The following is a 17,588-nucleotide window of genomic DNA, read 5'->3' on the forward strand; positions in this document are numbered from 1 at the left end:
TCTCTAAAACTCGCAGCAGCAATACGGTGGGTGGGAAACTGTTTTCAGCGGGCATCTTAGCCCGCAGAAAACAGTTTCCCGCCCAACCTGGCACTGATGATCAATAATTACACCAGTTCCCCGGCTGACTCGGACGACCGCGCAGACGGGTTTCGAAGTACAGGCCAGATTCCGTATCGCCAGTGCCTGAGCCCACCGAAGCTAGAACCTCGCCGGCCGACACACTGTCACCCACTTGGACTTGCAGGCTCTGGTTATAGCCATAGAGCGACATAAAACCCTTGCCATGATCGAGGATCACCAGCTTGCCGTAGCCGCGCAGGAAATCGGCATAAAGTACTTTGCCTGACTTAACGGCCTTAACCGGTGCGCCCGCGGGTGCGGCAATAACAATACCGTTCCAACGCAGGCCACCACCTCGCGCCGATCCAAATTGGGCGCGAATGCCGCCCGAGGCTGGCAAGCTGCAGTTGCCACGATACGGCGAGGCATAGTCTGGCTCTTGGCTCCAAACCGTTTCTTTTTCCTTTTCCGCCGGTGCCGGCTTAACGACCTTATTGGAGCCTTTGTTCGCTTCCTTCGCAGCGCGCTCTTCATTGCGGCGGCGTTGCAATTCTTGACGCTCCTGCTCACGCGCCACCCGCTCTAGTCGTCTCATCAACGATTGCAGCGCCGCCTGGTCCTGCTTCAAGGACTTTAAATTTTTATCCTGTTGCCTAATTTCACTATTCAAAATTTTGAGTGCAGCCGAGCGTTGCTCTTTTGCCACATTCAATTGCGCTTGCTCCTGGGTCAATTTGATCCCCAGCTCTTCAAGACGCGCAATCTGCTCTTTCTCCTCTACCTGAAGGGCTGCTAGCTCGGTCAATGTCCCATCCAGCTCGGTGATACGCTCAGTTCGTGCCTTCTGTAAATAATTGAAATAGCGCAATTGCCGCGCAAACAGGGCAGGATTTTCTTGATTCAACAGCAACTTGAAATAGTCATCGTGCCCGGCACGATACGATTGCTGTACATCCTCTTTCAGCTGCGCCAACTGGGCGCGCTTGGCCGCGGATAACTCGGTTTGGCGCTGCTTCAACACCACCATTCGATCTTCGCGCTGACGCTTTTCCTTTGCGCTTGCCGCCAGCGACTTTTCCAACGAATTAATTTGGAGTTGCGCTTTTTGCAATGCAGCAAGCTGCTTATTGCGCTCAGCCTGCGTAAGACGCAATTTTTTCTGCGCCGTTTTGATTTCACGCTGCACTGAGGCCAAGTCTGACTTAGCTGACTGTGCTTGTGCGCGTAGCTGGCCTGTGGATTCGGCCCAAGCCGTCAAAGACAAACTACAACTGAGCGCAAAAACTAACGCTGGTATGGAAAAAAACCGCATGGAACATCCTTAATGCTGGGTCAGACCGTTACCACAAGATTACGGCCGGTCATTTCGACAGGCTGTGGCAGGCCCATCAAATGTAACAAAGTCGGTGCAACGTCAGACAAAACCCCGCCTGAGGCAATCTCAACGCCATGACGCTGGCCGAGGTAGACAAAGGGCACTAATTCGCAAGTATGCGCGGTATGCGCTTGACCAGTTTCGCTATCGCGCATTTGCTCCACATTGCCGTGGTCAGCGGTAATTAACATATCGCCACCCGCTGCACGCACGGCCTCTGCTAAACGACCCACGCATTGGTCTAGTGTTTCGCACGCTTTTACGGCCGCATCGAAATCGCCGGTATGGCCAACCATGTCGCCATTCGCATAGTTACAAATAAGGACGTCATGGTCGCCACTGGCAATCGCTGCGACTAATTTATCCGTCACTTCGGCTGCGCTCATTTCCGGTTGCAAATCGTAGGTCGCGACATTGGGCGAGGGCACCAGAATACGCGTTTCGCCGTCATAGGGCTCTTCTCGGCCGCCACTAAAGAAGAAGGTGACATGGGCGTACTTTTCCGTCTCGGCAATGCGTAGCTGGGTTTTGCCAAGACTCGCCAAATATTCCCCTAAGGAGTTCACCAGCGACGTCGGACGGTACGCTACCGGCGCTTTAATGGCTGCGCTGTATTCAGTCAGCATGACGAAATCCGCCAGCACCGGCGTTTTCACTCGCGTAAAGCCTTTGAAGTCTTGGTCTACAAAGGCTTTAGTGATTTCACGCGCACGATCAGCGCGGAAATTCATAAAGATAACGGCGTCGCCATCATCAATGGTTGCCGCCGTTTCATTTGCGCCCGCAATCACACTCGCCGCCACAAACTCATCGCTTACATCCGCCGCATAAGAGGCATGCAAGGCCTCTACAGCCGTTGCGCACGTTCGCTCCGCCTTACCTTCGGTTAATAGGCGGTAGGCTGACTCGACGCGATCCCAACGGTTGTCACGATCCATGGCGTAGTAACGGCCAATAATCGTTGCGACACGACCTTTACCCGTGGCGCGCAGGTGCTGCTCCATGGCTACCAGAGATGGCTCGGCCGAACGCGGCGGGGTATCTCGACCATCGAGGAAGGCATGCACGTAAACACGTTGCGCCCCCTGAGCAATCGCCGCATCGACCATGGCGTGGAGATGATCTTCATGCGAGTGCACACCGCCGGGCGATAACAAGCCCAGAATGTGAACCGCTTTACCGTGGCTAACGGCTTTTGCAACGGCACCCGCAATAACGGGGTTAGTCGCAAACTCGCCGTCGCGAATCGCTTTAGTGATGCGCGTGAAGTCCTGATACACCACACGGCCAGCGCCTAGGTTCATATGACCGACTTCTGAATTACCCATCTGGCCATCGGGCAGACCCACATCTTCACCGGAGCCGGAGATGAGGCCATTCGGGCAGGAGGCCAGCAGTGCTTGCCAATGGGGCATGTTGGCGGCGCGAATCGCATTCGAGTCACTGCTTTCGCTATGACCAAAACCATCCAAAATAATTAACAGATGCGGTTTGCGCGGCACGACGAGTGCTCCCATTAGCTAAAAAGACGACTAAACCCAACGTGCAAGTTTATCAGGACTTTTTGCCGATGTTCTTTTGAGCAGCGATCTGATCTTCGATGGTTTCAATCAAGCCCGAGGCCAGTTCACCCACTTCCTGATTAATTCGGCGAATGGCGTCGTAGACCGTACCGATGGTCGCTGCCTGAGTTTCGCGTAACCCTGTGGTTTTATCGGTTAACAAACCGCGCTTCTCAAGGGCATCAAGCGGCATCGCGGCAATCGTTTGATGAATCTGCTCGACGGTGGTTGCGCCTTTATCCACAGCCTCTTGAACGAGGTCTTTAAGGGCTTCGATGCGAGTTAATAAGGACATGAGATGACTCCTGAATAGCGTAGTGCATGACTTTACCGTGTTTATTAGCGCGGTACAGCTATCGCAGATCGAATATCCGCGCTAGGCAGATGGCTAAAGTCTGCATTAAATATACAATCGTTCACTTAGCTGGCGCCGCTAAGGCAAACCTTAGTTGCCATTTCGCTCTGGTGCTAAAATGCACTCTCGCTCTATGGACTGCTGCACATGGCATTACGCGAAGAAAAAAAACTACAAACCCGCCACGCGCTGATTGAGGCTGCACTCACCCTGATGCATGAAGGAGCAGGCTTTTCTGGACTCAGCTTACGTGAGGTGGCTCGTCAGGCTGGACTTGTACCCACTGGGTTTTACCGACATTTTCCCGATATGGAAGCGCTAGGTCTCAATATCGCTGCCGAGTCATGCCAAACCTTGCGCCGTATGATGCGCAAGGTTCGCCTCAGCGCCCAGGGCGGTGCCGCGATCTTAGAATCCGTCCAAGCATTAGTCGTTTTTATTCGCGAACAGCCGCTTTATTTTGAATTCTTAGCGCGCGAGCGTGCTGGCGGGCCGCCGGCGGTTCGCCAAGCCATTCATGCAGAAATTCGTCTGTTTGTTGCGGAGTTAGCGGCTGACTTGAAGAACTGGCCCGCATTTCATCGTTTCCCGGTCGAAGACTTGGCGATGCTGGCGGACCTGGTTGTGAATACCGTGATTCACTTAGCGTTGGACTTACTGGCCATGCCCAACGAAGAAACAGAAGAAGTGCTGGTACAGCGAACAACTAAACAGTTACGTTTAATCATGCTCGGGGCGCTGGAATGGCGCCCCGAGAAGAATACAACCTAGTTACTTGGCTTTGCGCTCACGCTCGATCAAGGCTTTCACCACCTCAATCACACGCGCTGAATCACCGCTAACGAGGTATTTGCCGTTCACCACCATGGCGGGAACGCCACTGAGCTGGTAACGAATCGCCAAGTTACGAGACTGTGCAACACGCGCACTCACTGCAAAGGATTGATAAAGGCTATTGAAGTTCGCCGGCTTAACGCCATAGCGCGCATAGAACGCCGCCAGGCTGGCCTGATCAAACAAACGCTCTTTGCGCACTTGGATAGCTTCAAACAAGGCCATGTGGCTAGCCTCTAAAACACCCGATGCTTCAGCCACATAGTAGCCACGGGCATTTGCTTCCCAAATGGGGTTCAACGCCGCAGGAACGCGCGAAAACTTCACATTGGCTGGCTTGGTTTTAACCCATGACGCCACGTGAGGCTCTAAGGAATAGCAATGTGGGCAGCCGTACCAAAAAAATTCGACAACCTCGAATTGGCCTTTTGCAGGGGCAACGCCGGGATTCGAGAGCACTTTGTAATCTTTACCCTCCACTAAGGTAGAGGCAACGGCCCATGCTGGTAAAAACGCCAAACACGCCACTAACAACCATTTCTTCATTTTTTTATTCCTTAAACAGTTCATAGATGCTGCTATTTAACGCCACACAATACAGGTGGATGACGCACTACATACTAAGAAAATTTCTCGCAGAAAAAACCCCGCATTCGCGGGGCTTATTCATGGTTTAGAAAATTAACGAAGACCCTGGATATAGGATGCTAACGCGTCAATGTCTTTATCTGAGAGCTTCGCTGCAATCATTTGCATCGGACCCATTTCACCTGCTTTGGCACCATCATTTCCGCGCTTCATGTCAGTGTTGTCATCACGACCAGCGGCACGAAACGCCATTAACTGGGCCTTCGTGTAATCAGCATGTTGACCACCAATGCGCGGGAATGCGGCATAGGTGTTACCCAAACCCGCTGGACCATGGCAGCCAGAGCAGGGGGCCAAACCCACATTCTTATTACCACCGCGGTAGAGCTTTTGACCAAGCGCGACTAATTCTGGCTTAGCAGCGCCACCGGCAAGCTTCTGCTCAGAGAAATAAACCGCCAAATCAGCCATGTCTTGGTCGCTAAGTGCGCTGGCAAAACCCAACATCATGGCGTTATTGCGGCGCATGGTTTTAAAGTCTTGTAGCTGCTTGTAGATGTATTTGGCGTTTTGCCCAGCCAGCTTTGGGAAGGTCGGAGCAGCACTGTTGCCATCGGCACCGTGGCAAGCGGCACAGACCGCGGCCTTGCCTTGACCGGCAGCCGCATCGCCCTTGGGCATTACTACGGCTGCTTGTGCTATTGATGCAGCGCTAAATGACAGTACAACCGTTGCAAGAAACTTCTTCATAAGAACTGTTCCGATCAAACTTACTTAGACATGAATTTGATGAGCGCTTTGAACTCAGCATCGGTGCAGTCATTGCACAGACCTTTAGGCGGCATCATTTTGTAACCATTTTTCACGCGCGCCAAGAGCACAGCGTCACCTTGTTTCAAGCGCACACCCCACGCGTTAGCATCGCCTTTTTTCGGCGCGCCCATAACTCCCGCATTGTGGCAACTGGCACAGGCTTGCACATAACGCTGTTCCGTCGTGGCTGCTTGAGCCGTCAGCGCGACAAACGAAACGCAACACATCAGCAGAAACTTTTTCATGACAAGCTCCACATAGCCGCTCCACAGGGATGCAACAGATGCATCTCAGTACGCTAATTCGCTGTACTCAGGTGCAAAGAGTTCGTGTTGGCAGTATAACGCAGTGCCCATACGCGGTGTAGCCCTATAAACTATCCGCTTTTATGGCTGAGCGTGAACCATGACGGACGCTGAACACATTCTAGGCAAACTTGCGCAAGCGCAATTTCAGATCAGTGCGCCCACACTCGCCTTGTGCCCGCCCAATATCGGCCACGAAGTTGCCTTCGCAGGGCGCTCAAATGCCGGCAAGTCCAGTGCGATTAACTGCCTGACTCGACAGCGCCAACTGGCTCGCGCGTCTAAAACGCCGGGCAGGACTCAGCTCATCAATTTTTTTGAACTCGATGAAGAACGCCGCTTAGTGGATTTGCCTGGTTATGGCTACGCCAAAGTGCCGGAGAAAATGAAACTGGAGTGGCAGCGCCATCTCAGTCATTACCTACGCGAACGGCTGTGTTTACGCGGCCTCATTCTGCTGATGGACATTCGTCATCCGCTCATGGAGTTTGACCGTCACATGCTGACATGGGCTCAGGAGCGGCCACTGCCCGTTCATATCCTGCTCACGAAAGCCGACAAACTGAATCGAGGCCCGGCCATGAATGCCTTGCAGGAAGTCCGCCGTGGCCTGACCGCACTCGGTTTTGATGCCAGCATCCAACTGTTTTCTTCAGTCAGCCGATTGGGTATTGAGGAGGCGGGTTTGAAACTGGCCGACTGGCTAGAGATGCCACTACCCTCCGACGTTGCACCATCGGAAGGCGACGAGATCATTTCCGCAGATTAACCACGGGCGCCTTAGTGCGCTTCATCCCAGTTTTTGCCCACGCCAATTTGCACCTCTAGGGGCACGGCCAGATCACCGGCCGCAGGCATTTCTCGGTGTAACAAGGCCGTGACCTTGTCCACCTGCGCTTCACGAACTTCCAACACCAATTCATCGTGCACTTGCATGATGAGCTTGGCATCACAGCCTTCTGTGGCTAACGCAGCCTGCACACGCAACATCGCCCGCTTAACAATATCGGCGGCGGTTCCTTGCATGGGCGCGTTAATGGCCGCGCGCTCAGCGGCTTGGCGCATGACTGCCTTGCTCGAATTGATTTCCTTCAGCATCAGGCGACGACCATAAAGGGTTTCTACATAGCCGTGTTTGGCCGCCTGCTCGCGTGTGCGCTCCATGTAGTCCTGCACGCCGGGGTAACGCGCAAAATATCGACCGATATAGTCCTGTGCATCGGCTCGGGAAATATTGAGCTGCTTCGCCAAGCCAAAAGCGGACATGCCATAGATCAAACCAAAGTTCACCGCCTTGGCCGCTCGACGCTGCTCGTGAGTCACGTCCTCGACAGCAATGCCCAAGACCTCCGCTGCCGTAGCACGATGCACATCGATGCCCTCACGGAAGGCTCGTAGCAAGCCTTCGTCGCCAGACAAATGCGCCATGATACGTAGCTCAATCTGCGAGTAGTCGGCGGCCATCAGCACATAGCCGGGGCTGGCTACAAAGGCCTGACGGATGCGTCGTCCTTCCTCCGTGCGAATCGGAATATTTTGTAAGTTCGGGTCGGAAGACGACAGCCGGCCCGTCGAGGCCACGGCTTGATGATAGGACGTGTGCACCCGACCCGTGCTGGGCTGAATCATTTCGGGCAGTTTGTCGGTATAGGTCGATTTCAGCTTAGACAGGCTGCGATGCTCGAGCAGGAGTCGGGGCAAATCATGGTCTAGTTGCTCCAGTACATCCTCCGCCGTGGAGTACTGGCCCGTGGCGGTTTTCTTGCCACCGGGAATGCCTAATTTTTCAAATAAAATCAGACCGAGCTGTTTCGGTGAGCCGAGATTAAATTCCTCACCGGCTATTTCGTAGGCCTGCTGCTCGAGCCAATGAAGGCGTGAAGCCAGCGTGAGTGATTGCAGCTTTAGCGGGGCGGGATCAATGCGGGTACCGAAGCGCTCCATCTGTTGCAATACGCGCTGCGTGGGCAACTCCAGCTCTCGCAACAACGTGTCCAGCGCGGGGATTTTTGCCAGCTCAGCCGCCAGCAGGGTCGCCAATTGCAGGGTCAGGTCAGCATCTTCGCCAGCATAGGGCGCAGCCTGCTCAATATGAATTTGATCAAAACCAACCTGCTTCACACCTTTACCGGCGATGGCCTCAAAACTAATGGAGTCGCGCCCGAGGTAGTACTTCGCAAGATCACCGAGGTTGTGGCGGGTGGCCGTGGCATCCAGAACATACGAGGCCAGCATGGTGTCAAAAACCACGCCTTGAAGGTCAATGCCATGATTTGCCAGCACATGCATATCGTATTTAGCGTGCTGCATGAGCTTGCCCGGCTTGGCGGCTTCGAGCAGCGGCTTGAGCGCTTGCAGCACCTGCTCACGGGACAGCTGTGCGGGCGCATCGGCATAGCAGTGAGCCACCGGCACATACCAGGCGTGACCCGGTTTAATCGCAAACGACAGGCCAACAATTTGCGCCTGCATATAATCCAGGCTGGTGGTTTCGGTATCGAAGGCAAAGTTGTCGACCGTGCTCAGCGCGGCAATTAATGCTGCGAGCTCCGACTCCGTGCTCACCACCACCGTCGTGGTTTCCGCCATCGGTAAAGCGACGGGCTTTTCAGGCTCAGCACTGGCACCGCTCGTTAACGTAAACGCTGGCGAATAGGCTGGGCGCGGAGACTCATCTGAACTACGTTGCGACCAGCTCGTTGCGCCCGGAACGGCAGCACCGATTGGCGACGCTGCTAATTCATTGGCCCAACTTCTAAACTCCAACTGCTCATAGAGCTCACGCAAGACAGCGGTATCAGGCGCCGACAAGGCCAGTTGCTCGGGTGTAACGGAAAGTGTGACATCGCACTTGATGGTGACCAACGCACGGGTCATTTCAAGCATGGCCATATGCGCGCGGAAATTCTCGCCGACCTTGCCTTTGATCCCGGCGGCGTGGGCCTCGATGTTGGCCAGTGTGTCGTACTGCGTCAGCCATTTCACTGCCGTCTTGGGGCCGACACCGGGCACGCCGGGGATGCCGTCGGAGCTGTCACCGACGAGCATGAGGTAGTCGATGATCTGATCCGGGCGAACGCCAAACTTGTTGAGCACACCGGCTTCATCCATGACCACGCTGGTCATGGTGTTGACCAAGGTAATCTGACTATTGACCAGCTGCGCGATGTCCTTGTCGCCGGTAGACACCAGCACCGGCCAGCCGGCCGCCGCACCCTGTTGCGCCAGCGTGCCGATGACATCATCGGCCTCGACGCCGGGCTCGCAGATCAGCGGCAGGCCGAGCGCCTTCACCAGCGCATGCAGCGGCGCGATCTGCGCGCGCATGTCATCGGGCATGGGCGGGCGGTGTGCCTTGTATTCGGGAAAGATGTCATCGCGAAAGGTCTTGCCGGGCGCGTCGAAAATGACCGCAACATGGCTGGGATGCACCTGCTTGAGCAGGCTGCGCAGCATGTTGACCACGCCCTTGATCGCACCCGTGGGCTGGCCGGTGCGCGTCATCAGCGGCGGCAAGGCGTGATAGGCGCGATATAAGTAGGAGGAACCATCAACAAGGACCAACGGGGCGCGCGCGCTCATGCGAAATGCTCAAAGCCGTGAAATTCAATCGTTATGTTACACTGTTGCAATCCCTTTTCGGTGGCCTGCCTGCGCAGTCTGCCACGCATTTTCAGGTCGCCATGGCTCGCCTCACGCGTGTTACGCCTTTATCGCCCGATGCCGCCGCGCTCAGCCGCCGGCCTGTGCTCGGTCACGACCATGCACAATGCATTCGTAGTGCGCTGGCCCAGGCCGATGCCGTCTGCGAGGCCAACGGAACTCGCCTGACGCCGCTGCGCCGGCGCGTGCTGGAACTAATTTGGGTCAGCCACAAGCCGCTGGGCGCTTACGAGCTACTCGATCAGCTCACTCAGGAAGGCCATAAGCCGGCGCCACCGACGATCTACCGTGCGCTCGATTTCTTGCTGGAAAATCGCCTGATTCATCGCCTCGCCAGCCTCAATGCCTTTCTCGGCTGCTCCCATCCGGGCGATGCCCATGCCGGCTATTTTCTGATTTGCCAGCACTGCGGCAATACCGAAGAAATCACACATAACCCCGCATTGCAGGCGGCGCTCAACGTCTCTACAGAGGCCGCTGGGTTTACTGTGCTGCAATCCGCATTAGAGCTCAGTGGTCTTTGCCATCACTGCCAGGCTAAATCGTCATGAGTGTGGGTAATCTCCTGCTGGATCTGAACAAAATACGTTGGCAGCATGAAGGCCGTACGGTGCTGGATGGCGTTGATTTGAAGCTGCACCGGGGCGAGATTCTTACCATCATTGGTCCCAATGGCGCTGGCAAATCCTGCCTGATCCGCATCGCGCTTGGCCTGCTCAAGCCCAGCGGCGGCCAACGCTGGATAGCGCCGAATCTGCGCGTGGGTTATTTGCCACAAACGCTGAAGTTAAATCCGTATCTGCCCATGACAGTGGCCGACTTTCTGGCGTTGCCGGCAGCGCTAGGAAAGCCTTTTAGCCAGCCACTCATGCTCTCCGCTCTGGCCGAGGTGGGTGCCGAGCATCTGCTGCGGCTGCCCGCGCAAAGTCTGTCGGGAGGTGAGTTACAGCGCGTGCTACTGGCGCGAGCCCTGTTGCGTCAGCCCGACCTGCTGGTGCTCGACGAGCCGGTGCAAGGGGTGGATCTGGCTGGCCAAGCGGAGCTCTATTCGCTTATTGCCTCGCTGCGTGATCGCTATCACTGTGGCGTGCTCATGGTCTCGCATGACCTGCACGTGGTCATGGCGGCGACTGATCGCGTGCTTTGCCTAAATGGCCATGTCTGCTGCACAGGGCATCCTGAGGCAGTCAGCCAGCACCCTGAATACCAGCGCCTGTTTGGCGTGAGAGAAAGTCGCGACCTAGCGATTTATACGCACCACCACGACCACCATCACACCCTGCATGGCGATGCCACGCGTTGCAACGAGAGCTGCCAACATGACTGACTGGCTGTGGCCTTTGCTTGGGGGTTTATTAACGGCAGCGGCAGCGGGACCTTTGGGCTCACTCTTGCTTTGGCGTCGTATGGCCTATTTTGGCGACAGCCTCGCGCATGCCTCGCTGCTCGGTGTCGCCATCGCGCTGATGCTGGACCTCCCGATTGGCATCGCGGTGACGGCCGTGTGCCTGCTGGTGGCGCTGCTGCTGAGCCGGCTGATGACGCTGCCCGAGCACGGTGCCGATACCTGGCTGGCCATCATGGCCTATGCCGGCCTGAGTCTGGCGCTGGTGCTCACCGCCGCCCTTGGCGACGACGGCCACGGCCACAGCCTGGAAGACTATCTGTTCGGCAGTCTGCTCAACCTGACCGGGACACAGCTGCTGGCGATCAGCGCCGGCCTGCTGCTGGTCATGCTGGTGCTGGCGCGGCACTGGTCCGGGCTGGTGGCGCTGGCCATCCACGAAGACACGGCACAGGTCGATGGCTGGCCGGTGCAGCGTTTACGACCTTTGCTCATGCTATTGCTGGCGGGCGTGGTGGCGGCTGGGGCGAAAATCATGGGCGTGTTGCTGATTAGCGCACTACTAGTGATTCCGGCGGCGGCGGCGCGCTTTATTGCCCGCAGCCCCGGCGCCATGGCCCTGCGTGCCAGCGCCATCGGCATGTTCAGCGTTGCCGCTGGCGTAGGTGTGGGCGTACCCGCGCATTTGCCGCTAGCTCCGATGATTGTGCTGGCTGGCCTCACCTCATTGCTGGTGCTGATGCTCTGGCAGCGGCTCAGGGCGTAAAGCGCACCACGCCGTTTGTATCGGGCTCGTCCGGCTCCTTCATGGTGACAGTGAGTGGGCGCGTGTCGGTATAACCGCAGCGTACGCACTGAATCCACTCGCGACCGTCCTCAGTACAGAGCTGAAGCTTGTCTTCGAGCTCGCAGCCAGGGCATTTAGCCCCGGCAATAAAGAGCTTGCGAACGCTCATGCGGCCTCCATAGCTTCGCTCAGCCCGGTGTGACGAAGCAGCGCCTCGGCGGACGGATCACGCCCCATGAACTCGCGGAATAGCTCGGCCGCCGGTCGGCTGCCGCCTTGCGCGAGGATGGCCTGACGGAAGCGACGACCAGTGTCGGCATTAAACACGCCTTCTTTTTCAAAGGCTGAGAAGGCATCAGCCGAGAGCACCTCCGCCCATTTGTAGCTGTAATAGCCGGCCGCATAACCGCCGGCAAAAATGTGCGTGAAGCTGCACGGGAAACGATTCCACTGAGGCGGACGCAGCACGCTGGTGATATCGCGTACCTGCTCCAGCACGCGCAGCATGCCGCTGAAATCAATGCAGGGCTGACGATGAATCTCCAGATCGAAGATCGAGAATTCGAGCTGGCGCAGCGTCATCAGACCGGACTGGAAGTTGCGCGCAGCAAACAGCCGGTCGAGCAGGAGCTGCGGCAAGGGCTCGCCGCTATCGACATGGCTGGAGATCAGCGCCAGACCTTCCGGCGTCCAACACCAGTTTTCCATGAACTGGCTGGGCAGCTCGACGGCATCCCAGGCCACGCCGTTGATGCCGGACACCGCCGCGACCTCGACTTCCGTGAGCATGTGATGGATGCCGTGGCCGAATTCGTGAAATAGCGTGGTGACTTCATCGTGGCTGAGCAGGGCCGGGCGACCCGCCACCGGCGGATTAAAATTGCCGGTCAGGAAGGCGATAGGCTTTTGCAGCGTACCATCGGCGTGGCGGCGACGGACACGGGCATCGGCCATCCACGCGCCACCACGTTTGTGGGCGCGAGCATAGAGATCGAGATAGAAATAGGCACGCACTTCGCCATGCTCGACCAGCGCCCAGGTGCTGACATCGGCGTGATAGCTCTCCAACTCCGGGGCCGGCACGATGCTGATGCCGAACAGGCGCTGCGCCACGGCAAACAGACCGTCTATCACTTTCGGGGCCGGGAAATAGGGCTTCAGATCTTCCTGCGACAGGGCGTAACGCTGCTGCTTGAGCTGCTCGCTGGCGTAGGTCATGTCCCAGGGCTGAAGGTCGGTAATGCCCAGCTCGGTGCTGGCAAACTCACGCAGCTGGGCGAGATCACGCTCGGCGCCCGGTCGCGCCTTCATGGCCAGATCGTGCAAAAAGGCCAGCACCTGCTCGACTGACTCCGCCATTTTCGGCTCCAGCGAGAGCGCGGCGTAATGGGCAAAACCGAGCAGTTCGGCCTGCTCCTGACGCAGGGCCAGAATCTCTGTGATCAACGGGCCGTTATCGAACTGGCTGGCATGCGGGCCTTGCTCCGAGGCTCGGGTGGCATAGGCGGTATAAACCTGTTCGCGCAAATCGCGGTTGCGGGCATGCGTCATCACCGCGATATAGCTAGGCATGTCTAAAGTCACGCGCCAGCCGGGCTCGCCGGCGGCTTCCGCCAAGGATTGCAGCAGGGCCATCGCATTGTCGGGCAGACCGGCTAACTGCTCGGCCTCTGTGACATTCAGTGACCACGCCTGCGTGGCATCCAATACCTGATCGGCAAACTTAGCGGTTAGGCGCGATAGGCCTTCGGTGACCTCAGCAAAGCGCTGTTTTTTCTCTGCTGGCAGACCAATACCACTCATACGGAAGTCACGCAGGGCATTCTTCACTGCGCGTTGCTGGGCTACCGTAAGCTCAGCGAACGCGGGAGAGTCGTGCAAGGCCTGCCAGGCACGGAACAAGGTTTCGTTCTGACCGACTTCGGTAGCAAAAGCTGAAAGTTTGGGGATACAGGCATTGTAAGCCTCGCGCCAGGCCTCGCTGTTCATCACCGCATTAAGCTGCGATACCGGCGACCACGCCGCATTAAGCTTGTCGTCTAAGGCTTCGAGCGGTACCGCCAGCGACTGCCACGTCGGTGCGGCCTGATCTGCCAACGTCACAATCGCCTCGCGATGCGCTGCTAATAGCTGATCTAATGCCGGCTCAACCAAGTCAGGTGTGAGCCCGGTAAAGACCGGAAGCAGCGGCGGATTCAACAACATATTCATTTCAACTCCAGACGCAACGCCCGTAAAGTCTCTTGGGTATGAGGCCTTACGCCTCGCCAAATAAAAAATGCTTCCGCCGCTTGCTCAACCAACATGCCGAGGCCATCGCGGCGGTGCTGCACACCGTGCTCTCGCGCCCACTGTAAAAATGCCGTGTCACGACCATACATCATGTCGTAGGCCACGGTGTCGGCATGAACCAGTGAGCCGGGCAACACTAATCGCTCGCCGTGTAAACTGGCGCTGGTTGCATTGATAATGACATCCACCGGCTCATGTACTTGCGATAAATCCGCGAGGGCGAGGGCCTGCACAGCGCCTTCTTGAGCAAATAGTGCGGCCAGTGTCTGTGCCTTTTCCACACTGCGATTGGCGATCCACAACGTCGACACGCCCGCTGCAAGCAATGGCTGAATAACGCCACGCGCCGCGCCTCCTGCGCCCAATAGCAGAACGCGTTTATTGGCTAGGGACCAGCCCGCGTTGACACAGATATCTTGTACTAAGCCCAGGCCATCGGTGTTATCACCCAATAACTCGCCCGTAGCCGTCAAACTTAAGGTGTTGACCGCGCCCGCCAACCTCGCGCGATGACTCAACTGCTGACACAGCGCCCACGCTTCTTCTTTGAATGGCACCGTGACATTCGCACCGCGACCACCCGCCGCACGAAAAGCCTGCCATGTGCCAGCGAAGTCATCTAAAGGCGACAACAGGGTGTCGTAACGAAGATCCTGCCCCGTTTGAGCAGCGAAGGCCTGATGGATCGCGGGCGATTTACTGTGGGCAATCGGGTGACCGATGACGACATAACGATCAGTCATGGGATTTGGCCTCTGAGCCATCCAATGCCAATCCAATGGCTGGCCACCACGGGCGCGGCTTTAAATACCGTGAATACAAAGCCGCCTCGGCCGAACTTGGTTCAGGCTGCCAGTCATATCGCCAGCTCACCGCTGACGGCAGAGACATCAATATAGATTCGGTGCGGCCACCCGTTTGTAAGCCAAACAACGTGCCACGGTCATAAACCAAATTGAACTCCACATAGCGACCGCGACGAATGAGCTGAAACTCGCGCTCGCGCTCACCATAGGGCTGGTCTTTGCGACGTTTCAAAATGGGTAGGTAAGCGGGCACGTAGGCGTCGCCGATGCTACGCATAAAAGCAAATGCAGAGTCGAAACCGCCGCGCTGCCAATCATCAAAAAAGAGTCCGCCCACACCGCGTGGCTCCTGCCGGTGCTTGATGTAGAAGTACTCATCGCACCATTGCTTTAAACGCGGGTAAACATCTTCGCCAAACGGCTGACACGCCATGGCGGCCGTTTCATGCCAGTGTTGGCAATCACTGTCATTGCCGTAATACGGCGTTAAATCGAAACCGCCACCGAACCACCAAACCGGTTCCTGGCCCTCAGCTTCGGCAATAAAAAATCGCACATTGGCATGCGAGGTCGGCACAAACGGATTGCGCGGATGGATCACCAATGACACGCCCATCGCTTGGAAGCTACGACCCGCCAATTCCGGCCGATGCGCCGTGGCAGAGGCGGGCATTTTTTCACCCATGACGTGTGAAAAATTTACGCCACCCTTCTCAATGACCGCGCCGTTTTCGAGCACGCGACTGCGGCCACCACCGCCTTCTGCACGAAGCCACGTGTCCTCACGAAATGCTCCGCCATCTACCTCAGCTAACGCGGCACAAATACGATCCTGCAATTCCATCAAGTAGCTTTTTACAGCCTCAATATGTGTGGCGTTCATTTACGTTCCTTCAGCCTGCACGAATAACCCGCAGGGTGGCTAAGTCTCGAATTTCAGTGGGGCGGGCCAACTTGCCGGTGGTGCTCGGCAAAATATAATCCAGTTCGGCGCCGAGTCTTTGACGCACATCAAACAAGCTGCGGGCCGCCGGAGCGCCTGCACGATTAGCACTGGTGGACACCAGCGGGCCGCCGAACTGATCACACAAGGCTTTCACACCAGGGTGTGCACTCACCCGCAAAGCCACTGAGTCATGCTTACCTCTCAGCCAGACCGGAAAGCTATCCGAAACCGGCACCAACCAGGTCACCGGGCCCGGCCAACTGGCCTGCAAGTGCTTTAGCTGTTCAGCACTGAGTTGAGAGAGCAACGGCGCTACGTGCTGCCATTGAGAAGCAATTAAAATGAGGCCCTTGCCCGGGTCACGACGTTTAATTTGCCATATTTTCGCGACCGCCTCGGCGCTCCACGGGTCACACCCCAAACCCCAAACGGCTTCCGTGGCATACGCAATAACACCGCCTGCGCGTACCGCATTAACGGCTTGTTGAAGATGAATAGCTGATGGTGAGCTGACCATATTTCACCGCTTAATAAGAACGTTTTCAGTCTATCACGCAGTGTAAAGTTGGTCAGGAGGCCAAACGCTGATATCCCCCGGGTACAGCCGCAATCCAACCTAGTATCTCTAATTCCCCAAGTGCCATTAGGACGTGATCGGCAGGCTGAGTGGATTCAGCCATTAGGCTATCGACCGTCATGACCTGCCACTCCATTGCGGCCAGTATTTGCTGGCCAAAGGGACTGGGCGCAGGCGGTTTGACGCTGCCCGTTAGTGACTTAGGCTGATTCTGCTCTGGCGCATGCCCATACCAGTCGCGCAGAACGGGCAGGGCATCTTGCAAGATGTCTTGCGCAGACTCGACCAAACGAGCCTGCTCGTCACGAATGAGCCGATGACAACCGCGCGACTGCAAACTGGTGATAGGGCCGGGGACTGCCCATACACAGCGACTAAGCTGATTCGCTGCCTGCGCCGTAATGATGGATCCACTCACCGGGCCCGCCTCAATCACTGCAACGCCCATACTCAAGAGCGCAATCACTTCATTACGCCGTGGGAAGCACCAAGGCTCGGGCGCACTGCCGGGCGCAAACTCAGAAACCAATAAGCCACTTTCCGTGATGCGCTCGGCAAGCGATTGATGTCGTGCTGGATACACGCGATCCAACCCGCTGCCCAACACGGCGATGGTTTTGCCTTGTACCGACAGAGCCCCAGTGTGGGCGGCACCATCAATGCCGCTGGCTAGACCACTGGTCACCACCAAGCCCGTTTGTGCCAGTTCTGCGGCGATGGCATTTGCGGTCGCCAAGCCTGTGCGCGTGGCTGCGCGGCTGCCGACCACGGCAATTTGTGGCAGGCCCATTACTGTTTCATCACCCTGCCAGAACAATAGGGGAGGACGCTTATGCACTTCCGCAAAAGCCCTTGGCCAAGCGCCTTCAGGCAACTGATTGCGCTCGGAATCCAGCCACACACCGCGATGCTCACCCTCTAACCAGCTCAAACTCTTGCGCCACTGATGGCGTATATCTTCGCAAGCCGTGCCCTGAGGCCAGGCAGCACGAGCATCACAGTGCTTCGGGTTTATGCCCAGCGCTCGCCAACCCCGTGCACTGGCTGCCAATGCTAAGGCCGCCGATCCGAACTCCGATACAAGTTTTCGATACGCGCCAGGCTGCTGCTCTACCAACAAATACAGCGCGATTTCATCCGCAGCTTCCATACCCGTCACCTCCTGTGACACTACGAAACCCTTGCGCTGCGTTAGCGGGCAGAGGCATCCATGGCTATAATGTGGTCAACGGCCAAAATGGCCCTGCTATAGGTCTAGTACCGGTTCGCGGTTTTTG

General features: G+C 56.8%; 18 protein-coding genes. 5 read left to right on the plus strand and 13 right to left on the minus strand.

The genetic code is table 11. From position 1 onward, the window contains the following. Positions 1–100: 100 nt before the first annotated feature. From AC14IB_RS09895 to AC14IB_RS09905, 3 genes are read right to left on the minus strand one after another with little or no spacing between them, the layout of a single operon-like run. Positions 101–1,375, minus strand: a complete 1,275-nt coding sequence (locus tag AC14IB_RS09895; protein WP_484231716.1) for a murein hydrolase activator EnvC family protein — start codon at positions 1,373–1,375, stop codon at positions 101–103. Positions 1,376–1,395: 20 nt separating this feature from the next. Next, positions 1,396–2,940, minus strand: a complete 1,545-nt coding sequence (gene gpmI, locus AC14IB_RS09900) for a 2,3-bisphosphoglycerate-independent phosphoglycerate mutase (protein ID WP_484231717.1) — start codon at positions 2,938–2,940, stop codon at positions 1,396–1,398. A gap of 52 nt (positions 2,941–2,992) precedes the next feature. Continuing rightward, on the minus strand, positions 2,993–3,295 hold the full coding sequence (locus AC14IB_RS09905) for a hypothetical protein (RefSeq protein WP_068857673.1): 303 nt from the start codon (positions 3,293–3,295) through the stop codon (positions 2,993–2,995). Between the two features lie 207 nt (positions 3,296–3,502). Between AC14IB_RS09905 and fabR the strand changes: the two genes are divergently transcribed. Beyond that, complete coding sequence (gene fabR / locus AC14IB_RS09910; protein WP_484231718.1) at positions 3,503–4,126, plus strand: HTH-type transcriptional repressor FabR; 624 nt, start codon at positions 3,503–3,505, stop codon at positions 4,124–4,126. Here the strand turns inward: fabR and AC14IB_RS09915 are convergent, their stop codons facing one another. From AC14IB_RS09915 to AC14IB_RS09925, 3 genes are all read right to left on the minus strand, one after another. Then, complete coding sequence (locus AC14IB_RS09915) at positions 4,127–4,735, minus strand: thiol:disulfide interchange protein DsbA/DsbL (RefSeq protein WP_484231719.1); 609 nt, start codon at positions 4,733–4,735, stop codon at positions 4,127–4,129. Between the two features lie 135 nt (positions 4,736–4,870). Continuing rightward, entirely contained in the window at positions 4,871–5,527 is a 657-nt protein-coding gene (locus tag AC14IB_RS09920; protein ID WP_484231720.1) for a c-type cytochrome, read from the minus strand. A 20-nt stretch (positions 5,528–5,547) separates the two neighbouring features. Then, positions 5,548–5,835 (minus strand): c-type cytochrome, encoded by a 288-nt coding sequence (locus tag AC14IB_RS09925; RefSeq protein WP_484231721.1) that lies wholly within the window; start codon positions 5,833–5,835, stop codon positions 5,548–5,550. Between the two features lie 160 nt (positions 5,836–5,995). Here AC14IB_RS09925 and yihA point away from each other — a divergent pair, with 160 nt between their 5' ends. After that, positions 5,996–6,664 carry a ribosome biogenesis GTP-binding protein YihA/YsxC gene (yihA, locus tag AC14IB_RS09930; RefSeq protein ID WP_484231722.1) on the plus strand — a complete coding sequence of 223 codons (669 nt, stop codon included), beginning with the start codon at positions 5,996–5,998 and terminating at the stop codon, positions 6,662–6,664. Between the two features lie 11 nt (positions 6,665–6,675). Here yihA and polA read toward each other — a convergent pair whose 3' ends face one another. Beyond that, positions 6,676–9,477, minus strand: a complete 2,802-nt coding sequence (polA, locus tag AC14IB_RS09935; RefSeq protein ID WP_484231723.1) for a DNA polymerase I — start codon at positions 9,475–9,477, stop codon at positions 6,676–6,678. 101 nt (positions 9,478–9,578) lie between these two features. Here polA and AC14IB_RS09940 point away from each other — a divergent pair, with 101 nt between their 5' ends. Genes AC14IB_RS09940 through AC14IB_RS09950 form a run of 3 tightly spaced genes read left to right on the plus strand, consistent with a single transcriptional unit; the run spans position 9,579 to position 11,669 of the window. Beyond that, entirely contained in the window at positions 9,579–10,109 is a 531-nt protein-coding gene (locus tag AC14IB_RS09940) for a Fur family transcriptional regulator (RefSeq protein ID WP_484231879.1), read from the plus strand. A 2-nt stretch (positions 10,110–10,111) separates the two neighbouring features. Beyond that, positions 10,112–10,885, plus strand: a complete 774-nt coding sequence (locus AC14IB_RS09945; RefSeq protein WP_484231880.1) for an ATP-binding cassette domain-containing protein — start codon at positions 10,112–10,114, stop codon at positions 10,883–10,885. Further along, complete coding sequence (locus AC14IB_RS09950; protein WP_484231724.1) at positions 10,878–11,669, plus strand: metal ABC transporter permease; 792 nt, start codon at positions 10,878–10,880, stop codon at positions 11,667–11,669. The genes AC14IB_RS09945 and AC14IB_RS09950 overlap by 8 nt, the downstream gene beginning before the upstream one ends. Here AC14IB_RS09950 and AC14IB_RS09955 read toward each other — a convergent pair. The 6 genes from AC14IB_RS09955 to dprA are packed head-to-tail and all read right to left on the minus strand — an operon-like array spanning position 11,659 to position 17,461. Beyond that, complete coding sequence (locus AC14IB_RS09955) at positions 11,659–11,859, minus strand: YheV family putative zinc ribbon protein (protein WP_484231725.1); 201 nt, start codon at positions 11,857–11,859, stop codon at positions 11,659–11,661. The genes AC14IB_RS09950 and AC14IB_RS09955 overlap by 11 nt on opposite strands. Then, positions 11,856–13,901, minus strand: coding sequence for a M3 family metallopeptidase (locus AC14IB_RS09960; RefSeq protein WP_484231726.1), 2,046 nt, complete (start codon positions 13,899–13,901; stop codon positions 11,856–11,858). Before AC14IB_RS09960 ends, AC14IB_RS09955 begins: the two co-directional genes overlap by 4 nt. Then, complete coding sequence (gene aroE / locus AC14IB_RS09965; RefSeq protein WP_484231727.1) at positions 13,898–14,725, minus strand: shikimate dehydrogenase; 828 nt, start codon at positions 14,723–14,725, stop codon at positions 13,898–13,900. Before aroE ends, AC14IB_RS09960 begins: the two co-directional genes overlap by 4 nt. Then, complete coding sequence (gene hemF / locus AC14IB_RS09970) at positions 14,718–15,671, minus strand: oxygen-dependent coproporphyrinogen oxidase (RefSeq protein WP_484231728.1); 954 nt, start codon at positions 15,669–15,671, stop codon at positions 14,718–14,720. Before hemF ends, aroE begins: the two co-directional genes overlap by 8 nt. Positions 15,672–15,681: 10 nt before the next feature. Further along, positions 15,682–16,251 carry an L-threonylcarbamoyladenylate synthase type 1 TsaC gene (gene tsaC / locus AC14IB_RS09975; protein ID WP_484231729.1) on the minus strand — a complete coding sequence of 190 codons (570 nt, stop codon included), beginning with the start codon at positions 16,249–16,251 and terminating at the stop codon, positions 15,682–15,684. A 52-nt stretch (positions 16,252–16,303) separates the two neighbouring features. Then, a complete protein-coding gene (gene dprA / locus AC14IB_RS09980; protein ID WP_484231730.1) occupies positions 16,304–17,461 on the minus strand; it encodes a DNA-processing protein DprA in 1,158 nt (385 codons plus the stop codon). Positions 17,462–17,588: the final 127 nt, after the last annotated feature.

Source organism: Perlucidibaca sp., from assembly GCF_057084925.1.

What these genes read in the sequence shown, in the direction of transcription:
- AC14IB_RS09895 (WP_484231716.1), bottom strand. Translation starts at nt 1,375, where the DNA reads ATGCGGTTTTTTTCCATACCAGCGTTAGTTTTTGCGCTCAGTTGTAGT.
- AC14IB_RS09905 (WP_068857673.1), bottom strand. Translation starts at nt 3,295, where the DNA reads ATGTCCTTATTAACTCGCATCGAAGCCCTTAAAGACCTCGTTCAAGAG.
- fabR (WP_484231718.1), top strand. Translation starts at nt 3,503, where the DNA reads ATGGCATTACGCGAAGAAAAAAAACTACAAACCCGCCACGCGCTGATT.
- AC14IB_RS09915 (WP_484231719.1), bottom strand. Translation starts at nt 4,735, where the DNA reads ATGAAGAAATGGTTGTTAGTGGCGTGTTTGGCGTTTTTACCAGCATGG.
- AC14IB_RS09920 (WP_484231720.1), bottom strand. Translation starts at nt 5,527, where the DNA reads ATGAAGAAGTTTCTTGCAACGGTTGTACTGTCATTTAGCGCTGCATCA.
- AC14IB_RS09925 (WP_484231721.1), bottom strand. Translation starts at nt 5,835, where the DNA reads ATGAAAAAGTTTCTGCTGATGTGTTGCGTTTCGTTTGTCGCGCTGACG.
- yihA (WP_484231722.1), top strand. Translation starts at nt 5,996, where the DNA reads ATGACGGACGCTGAACACATTCTAGGCAAACTTGCGCAAGCGCAATTT.
- polA (WP_484231723.1), bottom strand. Translation starts at nt 9,477, where the DNA reads ATGAGCGCGCGCGCCCCGTTGGTCCTTGTTGATGGTTCCTCCTACTTA.
- AC14IB_RS09940 (WP_484231879.1), top strand. Translation starts at nt 9,579, where the DNA reads ATGGCTCGCCTCACGCGTGTTACGCCTTTATCGCCCGATGCCGCCGCG.
- AC14IB_RS09950 (WP_484231724.1), top strand. Translation starts at nt 10,878, where the DNA reads ATGACTGACTGGCTGTGGCCTTTGCTTGGGGGTTTATTAACGGCAGCG.
- AC14IB_RS09955 (WP_484231725.1), bottom strand. Translation starts at nt 11,859, where the DNA reads ATGAGCGTTCGCAAGCTCTTTATTGCCGGGGCTAAATGCCCTGGCTGC.
- AC14IB_RS09960 (WP_484231726.1), bottom strand. Translation starts at nt 13,901, where the DNA reads ATGAATATGTTGTTGAATCCGCCGCTGCTTCCGGTCTTTACCGGGCTC.
- aroE (WP_484231727.1), bottom strand. Translation starts at nt 14,725, where the DNA reads ATGACTGATCGTTATGTCGTCATCGGTCACCCGATTGCCCACAGTAAA.
- hemF (WP_484231728.1), bottom strand. Translation starts at nt 15,671, where the DNA reads ATGAACGCCACACATATTGAGGCTGTAAAAAGCTACTTGATGGAATTG.
- tsaC (WP_484231729.1), bottom strand. Translation starts at nt 16,251, where the DNA reads ATGGTCAGCTCACCATCAGCTATTCATCTTCAACAAGCCGTTAATGCG.
- dprA (WP_484231730.1), bottom strand. Translation starts at nt 17,461, where the DNA reads ATGGAAGCTGCGGATGAAATCGCGCTGTATTTGTTGGTAGAGCAGCAG.